The sequence below is a fragment of the Rhizobium sp. C104 genome (genome assembly GCF_022354505.1).
Taxonomy (GTDB): domain Bacteria; phylum Pseudomonadota; class Alphaproteobacteria; order Rhizobiales; family Rhizobiaceae; genus Rhizobium; species Rhizobium redzepovicii.
In genome coordinates this window covers 64,618-79,057 of record NZ_CP092349.1, presented here as the reverse complement: position 1 = coordinate 79,057, position 14,440 = coordinate 64,618, and the positions used below count along the sequence as shown (strand labels likewise).

Annotated in this window: 10 protein-coding genes and 1 pseudogene; 6 read left to right on the top strand and 5 right to left on the bottom strand. The window is 62.9% G+C overall.

All coding sequences use genetic code 11. The features are described from left to right. Window positions 1-56: 56 nt before the first annotated feature. Complete coding sequence (locus MF410_RS23685) at window positions 57-959, bottom strand: sugar phosphate isomerase/epimerase (RefSeq protein ID WP_131711321.1); 903 nt, start codon at window positions 957-959, stop codon at window positions 57-59. An 11-nt stretch (window positions 960-970) separates the two neighbouring features. Next, window positions 971-2,005, bottom strand: coding sequence for a Gfo/Idh/MocA family oxidoreductase (locus MF410_RS23680; protein ID WP_097627902.1), 1,035 nt, complete (start codon window positions 2,003-2,005; stop codon window positions 971-973). Window positions 2,006-2,140: 135 nt separating this feature from the next. On the opposite strand from MF410_RS23680, the pseudogene MF410_RS23675 reads away from it, so the two are divergent. Continuing rightward, window positions 2,141-3,169 (top strand): annotated as a pseudogene (locus MF410_RS23675) (substrate-binding domain-containing protein); the annotation flags it as partial. A gap of 35 nt (window positions 3,170-3,204) precedes the next feature. On the opposite strand, the gene MF410_RS23670 reads toward MF410_RS23675, so the two are convergent. Next, on the bottom strand, window positions 3,205-4,542 hold the full coding sequence (locus MF410_RS23670) for an LLM class flavin-dependent oxidoreductase (RefSeq protein ID WP_097627900.1): 1,338 nt from the start codon (window positions 4,540-4,542) through the stop codon (window positions 3,205-3,207). A 322-nt stretch (window positions 4,543-4,864) separates the two neighbouring features. Between MF410_RS23670 and MF410_RS23665 the strand changes: the two genes are divergently transcribed. Next, window positions 4,865-6,082, top strand: coding sequence for an SfnB family sulfur acquisition oxidoreductase (locus tag MF410_RS23665; RefSeq protein ID WP_097627899.1), 1,218 nt, complete (start codon window positions 4,865-4,867; stop codon window positions 6,080-6,082). A gap of 79 nt (window positions 6,083-6,161) precedes the next feature. Here the strand turns inward: MF410_RS23665 and MF410_RS23660 are convergent, their stop codons facing one another. Continuing rightward, window positions 6,162-7,370, bottom strand: a complete 1,209-nt coding sequence (locus MF410_RS23660; RefSeq protein ID WP_097627898.1) for an acyl-CoA dehydrogenase family protein — start codon at window positions 7,368-7,370, stop codon at window positions 6,162-6,164. A 79-nt stretch (window positions 7,371-7,449) separates the two neighbouring features. Then, the gene (locus MF410_RS23655) at window positions 7,450-8,496 is read right to left on the bottom strand and encodes a substrate-binding domain-containing protein (protein ID WP_097627897.1); all 1,047 of its coding nucleotides are present in this window, start codon (window positions 8,494-8,496) and stop codon (window positions 7,450-7,452) included. A 235-nt stretch (window positions 8,497-8,731) separates the two neighbouring features. Here MF410_RS23655 and MF410_RS23650 point away from each other — a divergent pair, with 235 nt between their 5' ends. The 4 genes from MF410_RS23650 to MF410_RS23635 all read left to right on the top strand — a co-directional run bounded on the left by MF410_RS23650 (window position 8,732) and on the right by MF410_RS23635 (window position 14,421). Further along, window positions 8,732-10,216: a sugar ABC transporter ATP-binding protein gene (locus MF410_RS23650; RefSeq protein ID WP_097627896.1), complete on the top strand. Its 1,485-nt coding sequence runs from the start codon at window positions 8,732-8,734 to the stop codon at window positions 10,214-10,216. Further along, a complete protein-coding gene (locus MF410_RS23645) occupies window positions 10,213-11,274 on the top strand; it encodes an ABC transporter permease (protein WP_097627895.1) in 1,062 nt (353 codons plus the stop codon). Before MF410_RS23650 ends, MF410_RS23645 begins: the two co-directional genes overlap by 4 nt. A 17-nt stretch (window positions 11,275-11,291) precedes the next feature. After that, window positions 11,292-12,689, top strand: a complete 1,398-nt coding sequence (locus tag MF410_RS23640; protein WP_097627894.1) for an LLM class flavin-dependent oxidoreductase — start codon at window positions 11,292-11,294, stop codon at window positions 12,687-12,689. A 121-nt stretch (window positions 12,690-12,810) separates the two neighbouring features. Further along, window positions 12,811-14,421, top strand: a complete 1,611-nt coding sequence (locus MF410_RS23635; RefSeq protein ID WP_097627893.1) for an ABC transporter substrate-binding protein — start codon at window positions 12,811-12,813, stop codon at window positions 14,419-14,421. Window positions 14,422-14,440 lie beyond the last annotated feature (19 nt).

Here is a 14,440-nt window from a genome sequence, read left to right as displayed (position 1 = left end):
CCTCCTTTGTGGTTATCCCCGTGTCCGGCAATTCCTCCTTGCCGGAAACGATATCATCAGACCGGATCGACGACGAATTCGCCGCCCCGGGCATGCTTGAGGTGGTTGAGCGCATAGACCTGGCCGGTCATTTCGAGTTCGTCGCGATAGACCGGGTCGTGCCAGCCTTCGATGTCGATCGAGCCGGACCAGCCGGCAAGGCGCAGCTCGGAAATGATGTCGGTCCAGTTGCTGTCGCCGAAGCCCGGCGTACGCATGAAGACGAATTTCTCCTTGCCGAAGATGCCGTGTTCCTTGATGATCTCCCAGCGGATGGTCGCGTCCTTGCCGTGGACGTGAAAGAACTTGTGCGCCCATTTGCGGATCTGCGGCATGGGGTCGATCAGATAGACCATCTGATGGCACGGTTCCCATTCCAGCCCGATATGGTCGTCCGGCGTCTCGTTGAAGATTAGCTCCCAGGCATCCGGATTATGGGCGATGTTCCAGTCGCCGGTCGCCCAGTTGCCGTCCATGGCGCAGTTCTCGAAGGCGATCTTGATGCCCTTATCGGCGGCGCGCTTGGCGAGCTCGCTCCAGATCTGCTTGTAGCGGGGTAAACTGTCGGTCAGCGGTTTGCCGCGGACGCGGCCAGTGAAGCCGGCGACGCAAGATGCGCCGAAGTGATGGGCATTGTCGATGCAGTCCTTCCAGCCCTGCAGTGTTTCCAGGTCGATGGCGCTCTCTTCCAGCGGATTGCCGAACATGCCGAGCGTCGAGATGGTGATGTCGCGGTCGCCGATCACCTCGAGGCAGCGCTTGCCGAGTTCGGCGAGGTTCTGCCCCTTGGTCGTCTGCCAGAAGAAGGGTTCGAAGCTTTCGAAGCCCATGTCGGCAATCTCGCCGATGCGCGTGGCGGCATCGCCCTTGTTGCCGCTGACCATGGTGCCGATGCGAATGGATTTTGCAGGGTTGCTCACGTCACGTCATCCTATGCTGAAATTTCGATACGCTTGCCGGTCTTGGCGCTTTCGATCGCGCCGAAGACCATGGCGAGGCTTCGGATATTGTCGGAATTGACCGTTTCGGGATGTTTGCCGGTGCGGATCGCCGCGATGAAATCGGCGATGACGCTGGCATGGCCGTGGGTTTCCGCCTCATGTTCCGGACCGGGAACGTTTACGGCGGCAGAGCCGCGCAACAGGCCGGGCTCCTCGCCGGCAACGGTCGCCTTGAAATTTTCCTCGCCGTCCCAGGTGAGCATGCCCTTCGAGCCGACGAGACGCCATTGGCTTTCCCAACTGGTGCGCTCGCCCTCGGCGCACCAGGAGCCGCGATAGGTGAAGACGATGTCGTCGGAGAATTCGAAGATGGCGTTCGCCGAGGCTGCGTGCCGGTACCACGACCCCTTCGGATTGCGCTCGACGCAATAGACGGCGAGCGGTTTCCGGTCGGCGACGTAACGAGCCGCATCGAAAGTGTGGATCGCCATGTCGAGCAGCAGGACATTGTCCATTTCTTCACGGAAGCCGCCGAAATGCGGCGCGAGGAAGAAATCGCAATGAATGCCGGTGAGTTCGCCGATCGCGCCGCTGTCGACGAAGCGGCGCAGGCGCCGGATGCCCGAGATGAAACGGCGGTTCTGGATGACGGCGTGGATCCGGCCTGTTTCGGCGGCAAGGTCGATCAGCGCGGCGCCCTCGGCAAGCGAGGCGGCCATCGGCTTTTCGCTAAGCACGTGGCAGCCAGCCTTGAGCGCCGTCGAAACGACATCGTAACGGGCGGCCGGAATGACGATGTCGAAGACCAGATCGGCCTTGGTGGCGGCGATGACCTCGGAGAGATCCGAGCCGATGACGGCGCTCTCGAGTCCGAACTCGGCAGCGAGCTTTTCCGCCGTCTCTCGGTTGAGGTCGACGAGGCCGACGATATCGATGGAGTCAGCCAGTTGAGGGTTGGACGCAATGGCGCGCAACCAACCTTTGGACATAGCTCCGCACCCGCACAGAATGGCACCGAATTTCACGATTTCCTCCAGGGAATGGCGCCAACTCTCCTCGTGACACGCACTCCGTAAACGTTTACGACTGTAGGCGAAAACATTTTGCGGTGTCAATAGACGCCAAATGGGAAATTACGGACGGGAGGAAAATCGTCAGCGATGAAGGGGATTCGCCAGCTTGCCGAACAGTTGAATATCTCGATCGGCACGGTCTCCCGGGCGCTGAACGGCAAGCCCGATGTCAATCAGGAAACCCGCCGGCGGGTGTTGGCGGCGGCCGAGGAACTCGGTTACGTCGCCAACCAGTCGGGACGGAGTCTCAGACAAGGAGAGACGAAGGTCATCGGGCTGATGATCGAATCCAGCATGGAGGCGGTCGAAAATGCCGACAACTTCTTCCTCGGCGTCACCAGCGGCCTGCAAAGCGTCTTTGCCTGCCACAAACTCGACCTGATCATGCTACCCTGCCCGAGCGACGAGGATCCGCACGAATATCTGAAGCGAATGGTGGCGCGCCGGATCGTCGATGCGATGATCATCTCCAATACGCAGCGCTTCGACCGGCGCATCGATCTTCTGTCGCGGGCAAAGATCCCCTTCGTTGCGGTCGGCCGCAGCCTTTCCCCAGGCAATTTCCCCTGGATCGACCTCGATTTCGAAGGCGTGGCCGAACGCGCCGTCGACCGGCTGGTCGCGCGCGGCCACCGCCGGATCGCGATCACGGCGCCGTCGAGCGATGTCAACCTGGGCCATGTCTTTCTAGAGAGTTATCGCCGCGCGCTCGCGCGGCACGGTATCGCTTTCGATCCGTCTCTCGTCATTCGCGTCAAGTCGAGCGAACAGGGCGGCTACCAGGCGGCCCATGAGCTGCTGCTGCTCGAAGAGCGGCCGACGGCGGTGATCCTGATCTACGAGCTGATGGCGATCGGCCTTTACCGCCGCCTGATGGAATCGGGCGTCATGCCCGGCCGCGACCTTGCCGTGATCGGCTTCCGCGATGCCCCGCGCGCACGGTTCCTAAACCCTTCGCTCAGCTGCTTCCGTATGTCGCTCTACGATCTCGGCGTCGCGCTCGGACAGACGCTTCTCGCCCATGTGCCGGCCTATCGCGCGTTCTATCCCGAAGGGGGGCGCAATATTGTCTGGCCGCTCGAACTGGTGCCGGGGGAAAGCGACGCGTTTGAGATCGCGACGGCGAAAGGAGTTCGAGCGGTTGACACGCCTCACGTGGGGGGTGCGAAAAACCGGTTCTCCGGCCGCGGCAAACCAAGATGCTCACGCAGCGTCGTGCCGTCATATTCGCTGCGGAACAGGCCGCGGCGCTGAAGCTCCGGAACCAGTCGCTCGGTGACGTCAAGAAGACCCTGCGGCAGATAGGGGAAGACGATATTGAAGCCGTCCGAGCCTTCCTCCTCCAACCAGCGTTCCATCTCGTCGGCAATGCTTGCCGGCGTGCCGACGAAGGCGAGGCCGGCATAGCCGCCGTAACGCTGCGCCAGCTGGCGGACGTTCAGCTTCTCCTCGGCGGCAAGCTTCAGCACCTGGGCGCGGCCGGTCTTGCTGGCATTGGTGTCGGGAATATCTGATGGTAGCGGTGCGTCGGGATCGAAGCCGGAAACGTCATGGCCGAGCGCGATCGAAAGCGAGGCGATGGCGCTGTCGTAGTGCACCAGGCTGTCGAGGGTGGCGCGTTTGGCCCGCGCTTCATCGATCGTATCGGCGACGATAACGAAGGCGGCGGGCAGGATCTTCAGATGGTCGCGGTTGCGGCCGATCGTTTCCATGCGTCCCTTGATATCGGCATAAAGCGCCTTGCCGGCGGCAAGATCGCGCGGCGAACAGAAGACCATTTCGGCAGTCTCGGCGGCAAGCTGGCGGCCGGGGTCCGACTGGCCGGCCTGGACGATGACAGGCCAGCCCTGCGGCGGCCGGGCGATATTGAGCGGTCCGCGGACGCTCAGTTCCTCGCTCTTGTGGCCGAGCACATGCATCTTCTCCGGATCGAAGAACAGGCCGCTTTTCCGGTCGCGGATGAAGGCATCGTCGGCGAAACTATCCCAAAGCCCGGTGACCACATCATAGAATTCCCGGGCGCGATGATAGCGCTCGCCATGCTCCACATGTTCGTCGAGGCCGAAGTTGAGCGCGGCATCAGGGTTCGACGTCGTAACGATGTTCCAGCCGGCGCGGCCGCCGCTGATATGGTCGAGCGAGGCGAAACGCCGGGCAATGTGATAGGGCTCGTCGAACGTGGTGGAGGCCGTGGCGACGAGGCCGATGCGCTCCGTCACCGCCGCCAGCGCCGAGAGCAGCGTAAAGGGCTCGAAGGAGGTCACGGTGTGGCTGCGCCTCAGCGCCTCGACCGGCATGTTGAGCACAGCAAGATGATCGGCCATGAAGAAGGCGTCGAATTTCGCCCGTTCCAGCGCCTGCGCGAAGGACTTCAGATGGGCGAAATTGAAATTGGCGTCGGGATAAGAACCGGGATAGCGCCAGGCGCCGGTATGCAGGCTGACGGGGCGCATGAAGGCGCCGAGGCGCAACTGCCGTGAACGGGTCATGATTTTCCTCATGGATCGGGCAAGGCGGCCGCCCTGCCCCGCATTGGGCGTTCTTTCTGCAACCGGCGCGGTGACGCACCTGACATCGGTTACGTAGGAGGTCGCCGTCGTCAAATCGAGACCGGGAACGCCGGTTCTGGGCAGGAATTTTATCGCTTCCCAGGCGATGTCGTCGCACGAGTGTCCGACCGCAACACTAATCGCGGCGATCCAAGCCCGATGAGCAAACACTTTTCATTTTCTATCGCATCTATAGAATTTGTGCTCTTATCTCGACGCTTAATTTCTTTCACCGATAGGCTCGTCAGAATTGGAGACATCGATGAACACCGTGCTGAGGCAAGCAGATCAGATCCGGCCCCTGGCCGACCGTATCGGCAGCGATGATGAGGCGATCGCCACCGCCCGCAGACTGGCGGCGCAATTTGCCGCACGCGCAGCCGAGCGCGACGCCGACCGGATCCTGCCGTTTAGCGAACTGGATCTTCTCGCCCAGTCCGGCCTTCTGGCGATCACCGTGCCGGCGCAATATGGCGGGCTCGACGTCTCCAACGCCGTGCTTGCCGAGATCACGGCGATCCTGTCTGAGGCGGATGGTTCGATCGGCCAGATCCCGCAGAACCATTTCTATATCCTCGAGGCGCTCAGAACCGACGGCGGCGAGGAGCAGCAGCGCTATTTCTTTGGTCGCGTGCTGGCCGGCGATCGTTTCGGCAACGCGCTATCCGAGCGCGGCACCAAGACGGTCGGCCACTACAATACGCGCATCACCCGCGACGGTCCGGGTTACCGGATCAACGGCCGCAAGTTCTATTCCACAGGCGTGCTCTTCGCCGACTGGATCACTGTCTTCGCCCTCGATCCGGAGGAGCGGCTGACCATGGCCTTCGTGCCGAAGGGCACCGAAGGTGTCGAGATCGTCGACGATTGGGACGGTTTCGGCCAGCGCACCACCGGCAGCGGCACGACGATCCTCGACAATGTCTATGTCAGCGCCGATTCCGTCGTCTTCCATCACAAGGGTTTCGAGCGGCCGACGACGATCGGCTCCGTCGGCCAGATCATCCATGCCGGCGTCGATCTCGGCATCGCCAGGGCTGCCTTCGCCGAAACGCTTGATTTCGTCAGGACGAAATCGCGCCCCTGGATGGATAGCGGCCTCGACCGGGCTTCCGACGATCCGCTGACGATCGCTAGGGTCGGCCAGATCGCCATCCGGCTCGAAGCGGCAACCGCTCTTGTCGAGCGCGCCGGCCACAAGGTCGATGCCGCGCAGATCGAGACGACGGAGCAAAAAGTGATCGAGGCAACGCTGGCAGTCGCTGCGGCGAAGGTGCTGACGACCGAAGTGGCGCTTGAGGCCTCGAACACGCTTTTCGAGCTTGCCGGAACCTCGTCGGTACAGACAGGCCTCAACCTCGACCGCCACTGGCGCAATGCCCGCACCCATACGCTGCACGATCCCGTGCGGTGGAAATATCACGTCGTCGGCAACTACCATTTGAACGGCGTAACGCCACCGAAGAACGGCGCGCTCTGAAATCTTCCCCTCTTTCAACCGAAAACCCCACCGCCGGTGCCGGCAGTGGGGTTTTTGCTTTCGATGAAAGATGACCGCCTCAGCTATAGAGGCTGACCTCCGGTATCTTGTCGTTCAGCGCGAATTCACCGACTTCCTTCGCCTTGTAGAAGACGGGATCGTGCAGCGTATGGGTGCGGACATTGCGCCAGAACCGGTCGAAACGGTATTTGTCGGCCGTTGAGCGTGCGCCCGTCAGCTCGAAGACGCGCGAGGTGATGTCGAGCGAAACATGAGTGGCGTGGACTTTGGCGGCATAGGCTTCCGCCGCCGCTTCGCCACGCTCGCGCGCCGTCACATCGCGGCCGCGGGCAAGGCCCGCCTGCACGGCGGCTGCCGCACTGTCGGCAAGGGCCGCCGATGCCTTCAGCGCGGCGGTGAATTCGCCGACGCGTTCGAGGATATAAGGATCATCCGCCGCCCGCTCGACACCCGAGGTGATCCATGGCCGGGTCGTGTTGCGGACGTAATCGACGGCCGCCTGCAGCGCGCCCTCCGCGGTGCCGAGATAGAAATTGACGAAGACCAGTTGGATGAACGGCGTATTGAAGGTCGACAGCACCGGCGGCGCCACATCGGGTGCAGCCGGCGCGTCGACGAAATCCTCCTCGTAGACGGGAAAGTCGCGGAACTCGACGCTGCCGCTGTCCGACAGGCGCTGGCCAATATTGTCCCAGTCGTCGTTGGCGACGTAGCCTGGACGATTGGTCGGCACGGCGAAGCCGGCGATCTTGTCGTCGAGCGCCGCATTGGCATTGATGTAATCGGAAACCCGCGCCGCCGTGGAGAAGGACTTGCGCCCGTTCAGCACATAACCGTTGCCGCGCCTCGTCAGCACCAGCCCGGGATCGCGCGGGTTGACGGCGGCACCCCAATAAAGGTTCTTCGCTACCGTCTCGCTGCCCAGCGCATGGGCGCGTGCCGGATCGAGCGCCCAGTAGATATACTGGCTGTTGACATAGTGGTAGCCGAGCAACTGGCCGATCGAGCTTTCGCCGCGGGAGAGAATGCGCACCAGCTTCAGCCCGTCGACCCAATCAAGGCCGCCGCCGCCGATTTCGCGGGGGTGCAGCGCATTGAGCAGCCCGGCATTCTTCAATTTGACGATTTCGCCAAGCGGCGTGCGGCCTTCGCGGTCGAGGTCTGCGGCGCGCCGCGACAGGTCGGCAGAAATCTCCTCGGCACGGGCAAAGAGGTCTTCGCGCGTCGGGTTGCGGCTGGCCGCGAAGATGACATTGGATTGGCTCATGGGCGGAACTCCAATTCTCCAAAAGATGATCCGGCGGAAGCCGCAGAGGCTTCCGCCGGAAGGATCGAAGTGCGTGGTCTCAGAACAGCTTGTCCGGGATCCAGCTGGCGGTCGCCGCATCGCTCGTGCTGAAGGCCGGGATCTTTTCGGCCAGTTCCTCGACCGTCTTGACGCCGGCTGCGCGCAGGCTTTCCTGCGTCAGAAGCGTCGGCTTCACGGTGATTTGGTGAGGAACCGTCTGCCCGGCGATTTCGAGGGCGGCGGCGCGAATGGAGACGGCGCCGACGACGGCAGGATTGGTCGCGACGGTCGCAACCCAAGGGCTGCCTTCCTCGGTGATTTCCTGGATATCGGCCGTCGAGACGTCGGCCGAATAGATCTTGAGCTTGTTTGCTATGCCGAGGTCGTTGGCGGCAAGCTTCACGCCGCGGGCGAATTCGTCATAGGGGGCAAAGACCACGGATATATCCGGATTGGCGGTGAGCGCGGCCTTCGCCTGGTCGGCGGTCGAGGTCGCGGTCGTGTCGCTGACATTGCCGAAGCGGGCCTTTTCGACCACGCCTGAATTGTCCGACTTGAACTTGTCCCAGACCTCGTTGCGGCGGTCGAGCGGCGCAAAGCCGGCGACATAGACATAACCGGCGTTGAAGCTGTTGCCGTTGTCCTTCACCACCTGCTCGAGTGCCAGCGAGGCAAGCTCGTGGTCGCTCTGCTCCACCTGCGGGATTTTGGGATTGTTGAGGTTGACGTCGAAGGCCACGACCTTGATGCCCTTGTCGAGCGCCTGCTGCACGACGTCGCCCAGCGATTCCGGCAGGCCGTGGTCGATGACGATGCCGGAGACGCCGAGATTGATCGCCTGGAGGATCTGTTCGCGCTGTTCTGCGGCATCCTGCCGTCCCGGGAAGATGCGCAGGTCGATATCCAGCGCCTTGGCCTGGGCTTCAGCGCCCGCCTGATAGGCCTGGAAGAAGTCGCCGGCCGAGATGTAGCTGATCAGCGCGACCTTGACGCCGCCCTTGTCGAAGGGGGCCGGGGCGCCGGACAGGCCGTCGGCCTTTGCGCCTTGAATGAAAATGAACGGAATGACGGCGGCAGACAGTGCGAGCCGTGCGAGGGATTTCATCGTCGCGTTCCTTCTAGCAAATCGGAGGCGTCGTCTGACAGGTCTGGAAGCCCTCGCGACGTGTTGAATTATTAGATATAATCTCTATGTATTTAGTAGAGTAAATGATCCGATTTTACCGGCTGCGGGAGATTCTTTGTTCCCCGAGCGCCGCTCGCCGGGGAAAGCCGTGCCTGGAGTTCGACCGCCCGGACGGGGCACACTCCGGCTTCGAATGCAGTCCCGGACACTATCGATGCCGCTTCTTCACATTGAAAATATCACCCGCAGTTTCGGGTCGACGCGGGCGCTTGCCGGTGCCGATCTTTCGATAGAGCGCGGTGAGATCGTGGCGCTGATGGGTGCAAACGGTGCGGGCAAATCGACGCTGGTCAAGATTCTTTCCGGCGTGCTTCCGGCCGATAGCGGCGCGATCAATCTGGATGGTCGTCCGTTTGCGCCGCGCAGTCCGGCCGAAGCGGCAAAGGCCGGCGTCGTCACCGTGCATCAGTCGACGGATCTCGTCGGTGCCGCCGGCCTGACGGTTGCCGATGCCCTGCTGCTCAACCGGTTCGCCGATCGCAGCACGCCCTTCTTCGTCTCGCGTGTCGGCATCCGCCGTGCCGCGCAGTCCATGCTCGATGCCGCCGGCTTCAGTCTGCCGCTGGACCGTGATTTCGGTGAACTCACCAGCGCCGATCGGCAGCTGGTGGCGATCGCCCGGGCGCTTGCCAACCACGCCGATCTTCTCATTCTCGACGAGCCGACGGCATGCCTTTCCGGAGAGGAAAGCCGGCGCCTCTTCGATATTCTGCTTAGGCTTCGCAAGCGCGGACTGGCGATCCTTTATATCTCGCATCGTACCGCCGATCTCGAAGCCATCGCCGACCGCGCGCTCGTCATGCGCGGCGGCCGCGTCGTCGGCACTTTCTCGCGGCCGATGGATTTTTCGAGCGCCATCGAGACGATGATCGGCCGCAGACTGGAGGCGGCTCGGCCGGATGCGCGGCCTGCGACCGGTCCGGCGATTTTCGAGATGCGCGATATTAGACTGCTCTCTGGGGCCACCTCCTTCAATCTGTCATTACATGAGGGTGAGGTGGTGGCGGTGACCGGTGTGCTCGGCGCCGGCAAGAGCCGGCTGCTCCAGGCGATCTTCGGCGTGACGGCGCTTGCCGGCGGCACAATGTTCCTCGATGGCCGGCCGTACCGGCCGAAAGGCCCGGTTGATGCAATCGCGGCGGGTGTCGCCATGGCCGCCGAAGACCGTCATCGCTCCTCGCTGATGCCGCCGGCATGGCCGGGCCATTCGCTGTCGGCGACGATCAGCCTGCCGCACCTTGGCAAATGGTATCCGAGCGGCTTCCTTGTCGGCGGCCGTGAACGACGCGAGGCCGAACAGGCAATCGCGCGTCTCGGCATCAAGGCCGCGGGTCCGCTCGCCTCGGTCTGGTCGCTGTCCGGTGGCAACCAGCAGAAGGCGGTGATCGCTCGCTGGGAGGCCGAACCGAGCCGGCTTCTGTTGCTCGACGAACCCTTCCAGGGCGTCGATGTCGGTGCCCGTCACGACATCATCCGGGCAATCCGGGCCCGCACCGACCGGGCGACGCTGATTGCGACCTCCGACCCGGAGGAGGCCTATGAGGTGGCCGACCGCTTCCTCGTCATCGACCGCCACGTGTTGAGGCCCGCGGCAGACGGGGCCGCTCTTGCCTCTGCCATCCAGGGAATATCCGCATGACGACGATCGACGACGACACACTTCCACAGGCAAGCGTCCGGCCGAAGGCATCGCCGCAAGCCGATAACGGCCGTCTCGCCGCCCTCGGGGCGTTCCTGCGGGCGGGCGCGGTGTTCATCCTGCTGGCACTGCTCGTCGTCGGTTTCACCTTCGCCCAGCCCGCTTTCATCAATATCGCCAATCTGATGAGCATCCTGCAGGCGGTTTCCGTCGTCGCCATTCTCGGCGCCGGCGTCACGGTCACGCTGGCCGTCGGCGGTTTCGACCTGTCGATCGGCGCGGTCGCCGCATCCAGCGTGATGGCGGCCAGCTATGCGATGATCGTCTGGGGCCTTGATGCCTATGCGACGGTGCCGCTGGTGCTCGCCTTTGGCGCTCTGGTCGGTCTCGTCAACGCCTTCCTCATCGTCCGCCTGAAGGTGCCGGATCTCTTGGCGACGCTGGCGATGATGTTTCTGCTTTCCGGCCTGCAGTTGATCCCGACCGCCGGCCGGTCGATTTCGGCCGGCCTCACTCTACCCGACGGGTCGAAGGCGACCGGCGCCTACGATCCGGCCTTCCTGCTGATCGGCCGCTACAGCATCCTCGGCACCCTGCCCGTTTCCGTGGTGCTGATGGCGGTGGTCGCCATCGCACTCTTCATCCTCACCGAACGCACCCGCATCGGTCGGCTGTTGTTTGCGACCGGCGGCAACGAGGTCGCGACCCGGCTTGCCGGCGCTTCGACGGTGCGGCTGAAGACGCTCGCCTATGTCCTATCGGGCACGCTGGCATCGCTCGGCGGCATCGTGATCGCCGCCCGCGTCGGGCGCGGCGACATTTCCTCCGGCGGTTCGCTGCTGATGGATTCTGTTGCTGCCGCGTTGATCGGTTTCGCGGTCTTCAATCTCAGGCGTCCCAACGTGCTCGGCACCATTGCCGGCGCCGTCTTCGTCGGCGTCCTGCTGAACGGCCTCACCATGCTGAACGCTCCCTACTACACCCAGGATTTCGTCAAGGGCGCCGTGCTCGTCGGCGCACTCGCCCTCACCTATGGCCTCGGCCGCAGCAATCCCTAATTCCAAGGAAGAAAGACATGACCCGCGAAATCAGGCTGAACGCCTTCGATATGAATTGCGTCGGACACCAGTCGCCGGGGCTCTGGCGCCATCCGCGTGACAAGTCCTGGACCTACAAGGATCTCGACTATTGGGTGCATCTGGCAAAGACGCTGGAGCGCGGCAAGTTCGATGGACTGTTTATCGCCGACGTGCTCGGCGTCTACGATGTGCTGAACGGCAATGTCGACGCCGCACTTCGCCATTCGGCGCAGGTGCCGGTCAATGATCCGCTGCAGCTGATCCCCACCATGGCCTACGAGACCGAGCACCTCGGCTTCGGCCTGACGGCGTCGCTCTCCTTCGAGTACCCCTACACCTTCGCCCGCCGCATATCGACGCTCGACCATCTAACGAAAGGGCGTGTCGGCTGGAATATCGTCACCTCCTACCTCAACAGCGGGGCGCTCAATATCGGCCAGCCGGCGCAGACGAAGCATGATGACCGCTACGATCTTGCCGAGGAATATCTCGAGGTCTGCTACAAGCTCTGGGAGGGAAGCTGGGAGGACGGCGCCGTCGTCCGCGACCGGGAAAGCGGTATCTTCACCCATCCTGACAAGGTCCACCCGATCCGCCATTCCGGCAAGCATTTCAACGTGCCCGGCATTCACTTGAGCGAACCCTCGCCGCAGCGTACGCCAGTGCTCTACCAGGCCGGCGCCTCCAGCCGCGGCAAGGATTTCGCCGGCGCCCATGCCGAGTGCATCTTCGTCGCATCCCCGTCGAAGCCTGTGCTGAAGCGTTACGTCGCCAATGTCCGCGAGGCGGCCGAACGCGTCGGCCGCAACCCGCGCGAAATCCTTGCCTTCAACCTGCAGACCGTCATCCTCGGCGAAACGGATGCGGAGGCACAGCGGAAGTTTAATGAATACCGCAAATACGCCTCCTTCGAGGGTGCGCTGACGCTGATCTCCGGCTGGACCGGCATCGATTTCGGCCAGTTCGGGCCGGACGAGGTGCTGCGGCACCGCCATACCAATGCGGTGCAATCGGCCGTCGAAACCTTCACCACCATCGATCCCACCAAGGAATGGACGGTGCGCGAAATGGCCGACTGGGTCGGCATCGGCGGTTTCGGCCCGGTTTTCGTCGGCTCGCCGCAGACGGTCGCCGATCTGATGCAGGAATGGATCGAAGACACCGATGTCGACGGCTTCAATCTTGCCTATGCTGTGACGCCCGAAAGTTTCGAGGACGCGGTCGATCTGCTGGTACCGGAACTGCAAAAGCGCGGTGTCTACAAGACCGAATACGCCAAAGGAACGCTGCGCGAAAAGCTCGGGGGAGCAGGGCCGCGGCTCGTCGCGCCACATCCCGGCGCCGCATATCGCAATCTCTTCGACGCGCCCGCACGTGTCGCCGCCAACGGCTGAGCGAATAATGGCTGGGTGACAAAAATATCTCGCCCAGTCCGACTATTCGAATCTAACCTCTATGACAATTTGCATTTCGCCCTGAATATGGGCACTCGAATTTCACCGATCAGGAGAGGTCATGACCGTACCATCTATCTCGCGGCGCACGCTGATGAAGGGCACCGCCCTGCTCCTTGCCTCGACGGCGCTCGCCCGGCAGGCGCTCGCGCAGACCGCGCCCGCCGGCGGCCGGCTGATCGTTGCAGCCGATTCCGAGCCGAAGAACCTCAATCCCGCCATCGTCGCCTCGAACGGCGTCTTCTTCGTCGCCAGCAAAGTGATCGAGCCGCTCGCCGAAGCGTCGTTCGACGGCAAGGATGGGCTTTCGCCGCGTCTCGCCACCTCCTGGGAAGGCTCGGCCGATGGCCTCTCCGTCACCTTCAAGCTCCGCGACGGCGTCACCTGGCATGATGGCAAGCCGTTTACCTCGGTCGATGTCGCCTTCTCGGCGCTCAACGTCTGGAAGCCGCTGCAGAATCTCGGCCGCCTGGTCTTCGCCAATCTTCAAGCCGTCGATACACCTGACGATTACACCGCCATCTTCCGCTTCTCCAAGCCGACGCCGTTCCAGCTGATCCGTAACGCGCTGCCTGTTGTCACCAGCGTCGTCGCCAAGCACATTTTCGACGGCACCGACATCGCGACCAACCCTGCCAATAACACGCTGATCGGCACCGGGCCGTTCAAGTTCGCCGAACACAAGCCCGGCGAATATTACCGGCTGACGCGCAACGAGAATTACTGGGACAAGGAGCAGCCGAAACTCGACGAGATCATCTTCCGCGTGCTGCCCGATCGCGAAGCGGCGGGTGCAGCGCTCGAAGCAGACGAAATCCAGCTTGCCGCCTTCTCGGCGGTGCCGCTCGCCGATCTCGACCGCATCTCGAAGGTCGCCGGGATCAAGGTGGTTTCGAAGGGCTACGAGGCATTGACCTACCAGCTCGTCGTCGAGATCAATCACCGCCGCAAGGAGCTCTCCGACCTCAGGGTCCGTCAGGCAATCGCCCAGGCGATCGACAAGAAATTCGTGGTCGACACGATCTTCCTCGGTTACGCCGCAGCCTCGACCGGCCCGGTGCCGAAGAATGCGCCGGAGTTCTATACACCCGATGTCGCGACCTATGCGTTCGACCCTGCTGCCGCCAACGAAATCCTCGACAAGGCGGGTTACAGCCAAGGGCCTGACGGCAACCGCTTTTCGCTGAAGCTTCGCCCCGCGCCCTATTTCAACGAGACCCGGCAGTTCGGCGATTACCTTCGCCAGGCGCTCGCCGTGATCGGCATCAATGCGGAGATCGTCAATGCCGATGCGGCCGCGCACCAGAAGGCTGTTTATACCGACCACGACTTCGACCTTGCCGTCGGTCCGCCGGTCTTCCGCGGTGATCCGGCGATCTCCACCACCATTCTCGTCCAGTCCGGGACGCCAGCCGGCGTGCCCTTCTCCAATCAGGGCGGCTACGTCAATCCGGAGCTCGACAAGATCATCAAGCAGGCCTCGGAGACTGTCGACACGGCGGCGCGCACCGATCTGTACCGCAAGTTCCAGCAGCTCGTCGTCGCCGATCTGCCGCTGATCAACGTCGCGGAATGGGGTTTCATCACCGTCGCACGCGACAGCGTGCTCAACGTCGCGGATAACCCGCGTTGGGCTGTCTCGAACTGGGGCGATACGGCGCTGCAATCGTGATAGGATCGGCGGCAATTCT

Coding starts and splice junctions, on each gene's coding strand:
- MF410_RS23650 (WP_097627896.1), top strand. CDS start 8,732: ATGCCGCTTCTTCACATTGAAAATATCACCCGCAGTTTCGGGTCGACG.
- MF410_RS23665 (WP_097627899.1), top strand. CDS start 4,865: ATGAACACCGTGCTGAGGCAAGCAGATCAGATCCGGCCCCTGGCCGAC.
- MF410_RS23645 (WP_097627895.1), top strand. CDS start 10,213: ATGACGACGATCGACGACGACACACTTCCACAGGCAAGCGTCCGGCCG.
- MF410_RS23660 (WP_097627898.1), bottom strand. CDS start 7,370: ATGAGCCAATCCAATGTCATCTTCGCGGCCAGCCGCAACCCGACGCGC.
- MF410_RS23640 (WP_097627894.1), top strand. CDS start 11,292: ATGACCCGCGAAATCAGGCTGAACGCCTTCGATATGAATTGCGTCGGA.
- MF410_RS23635 (WP_097627893.1), top strand. CDS start 12,811: ATGACCGTACCATCTATCTCGCGGCGCACGCTGATGAAGGGCACCGCC.
- MF410_RS23655 (WP_097627897.1), bottom strand. CDS start 8,496: ATGAAATCCCTCGCACGGCTCGCACTGTCTGCCGCCGTCATTCCGTTC.
- MF410_RS23670 (WP_097627900.1), bottom strand. CDS start 4,542: ATGACCCGTTCACGGCAGTTGCGCCTCGGCGCCTTCATGCGCCCCGTC.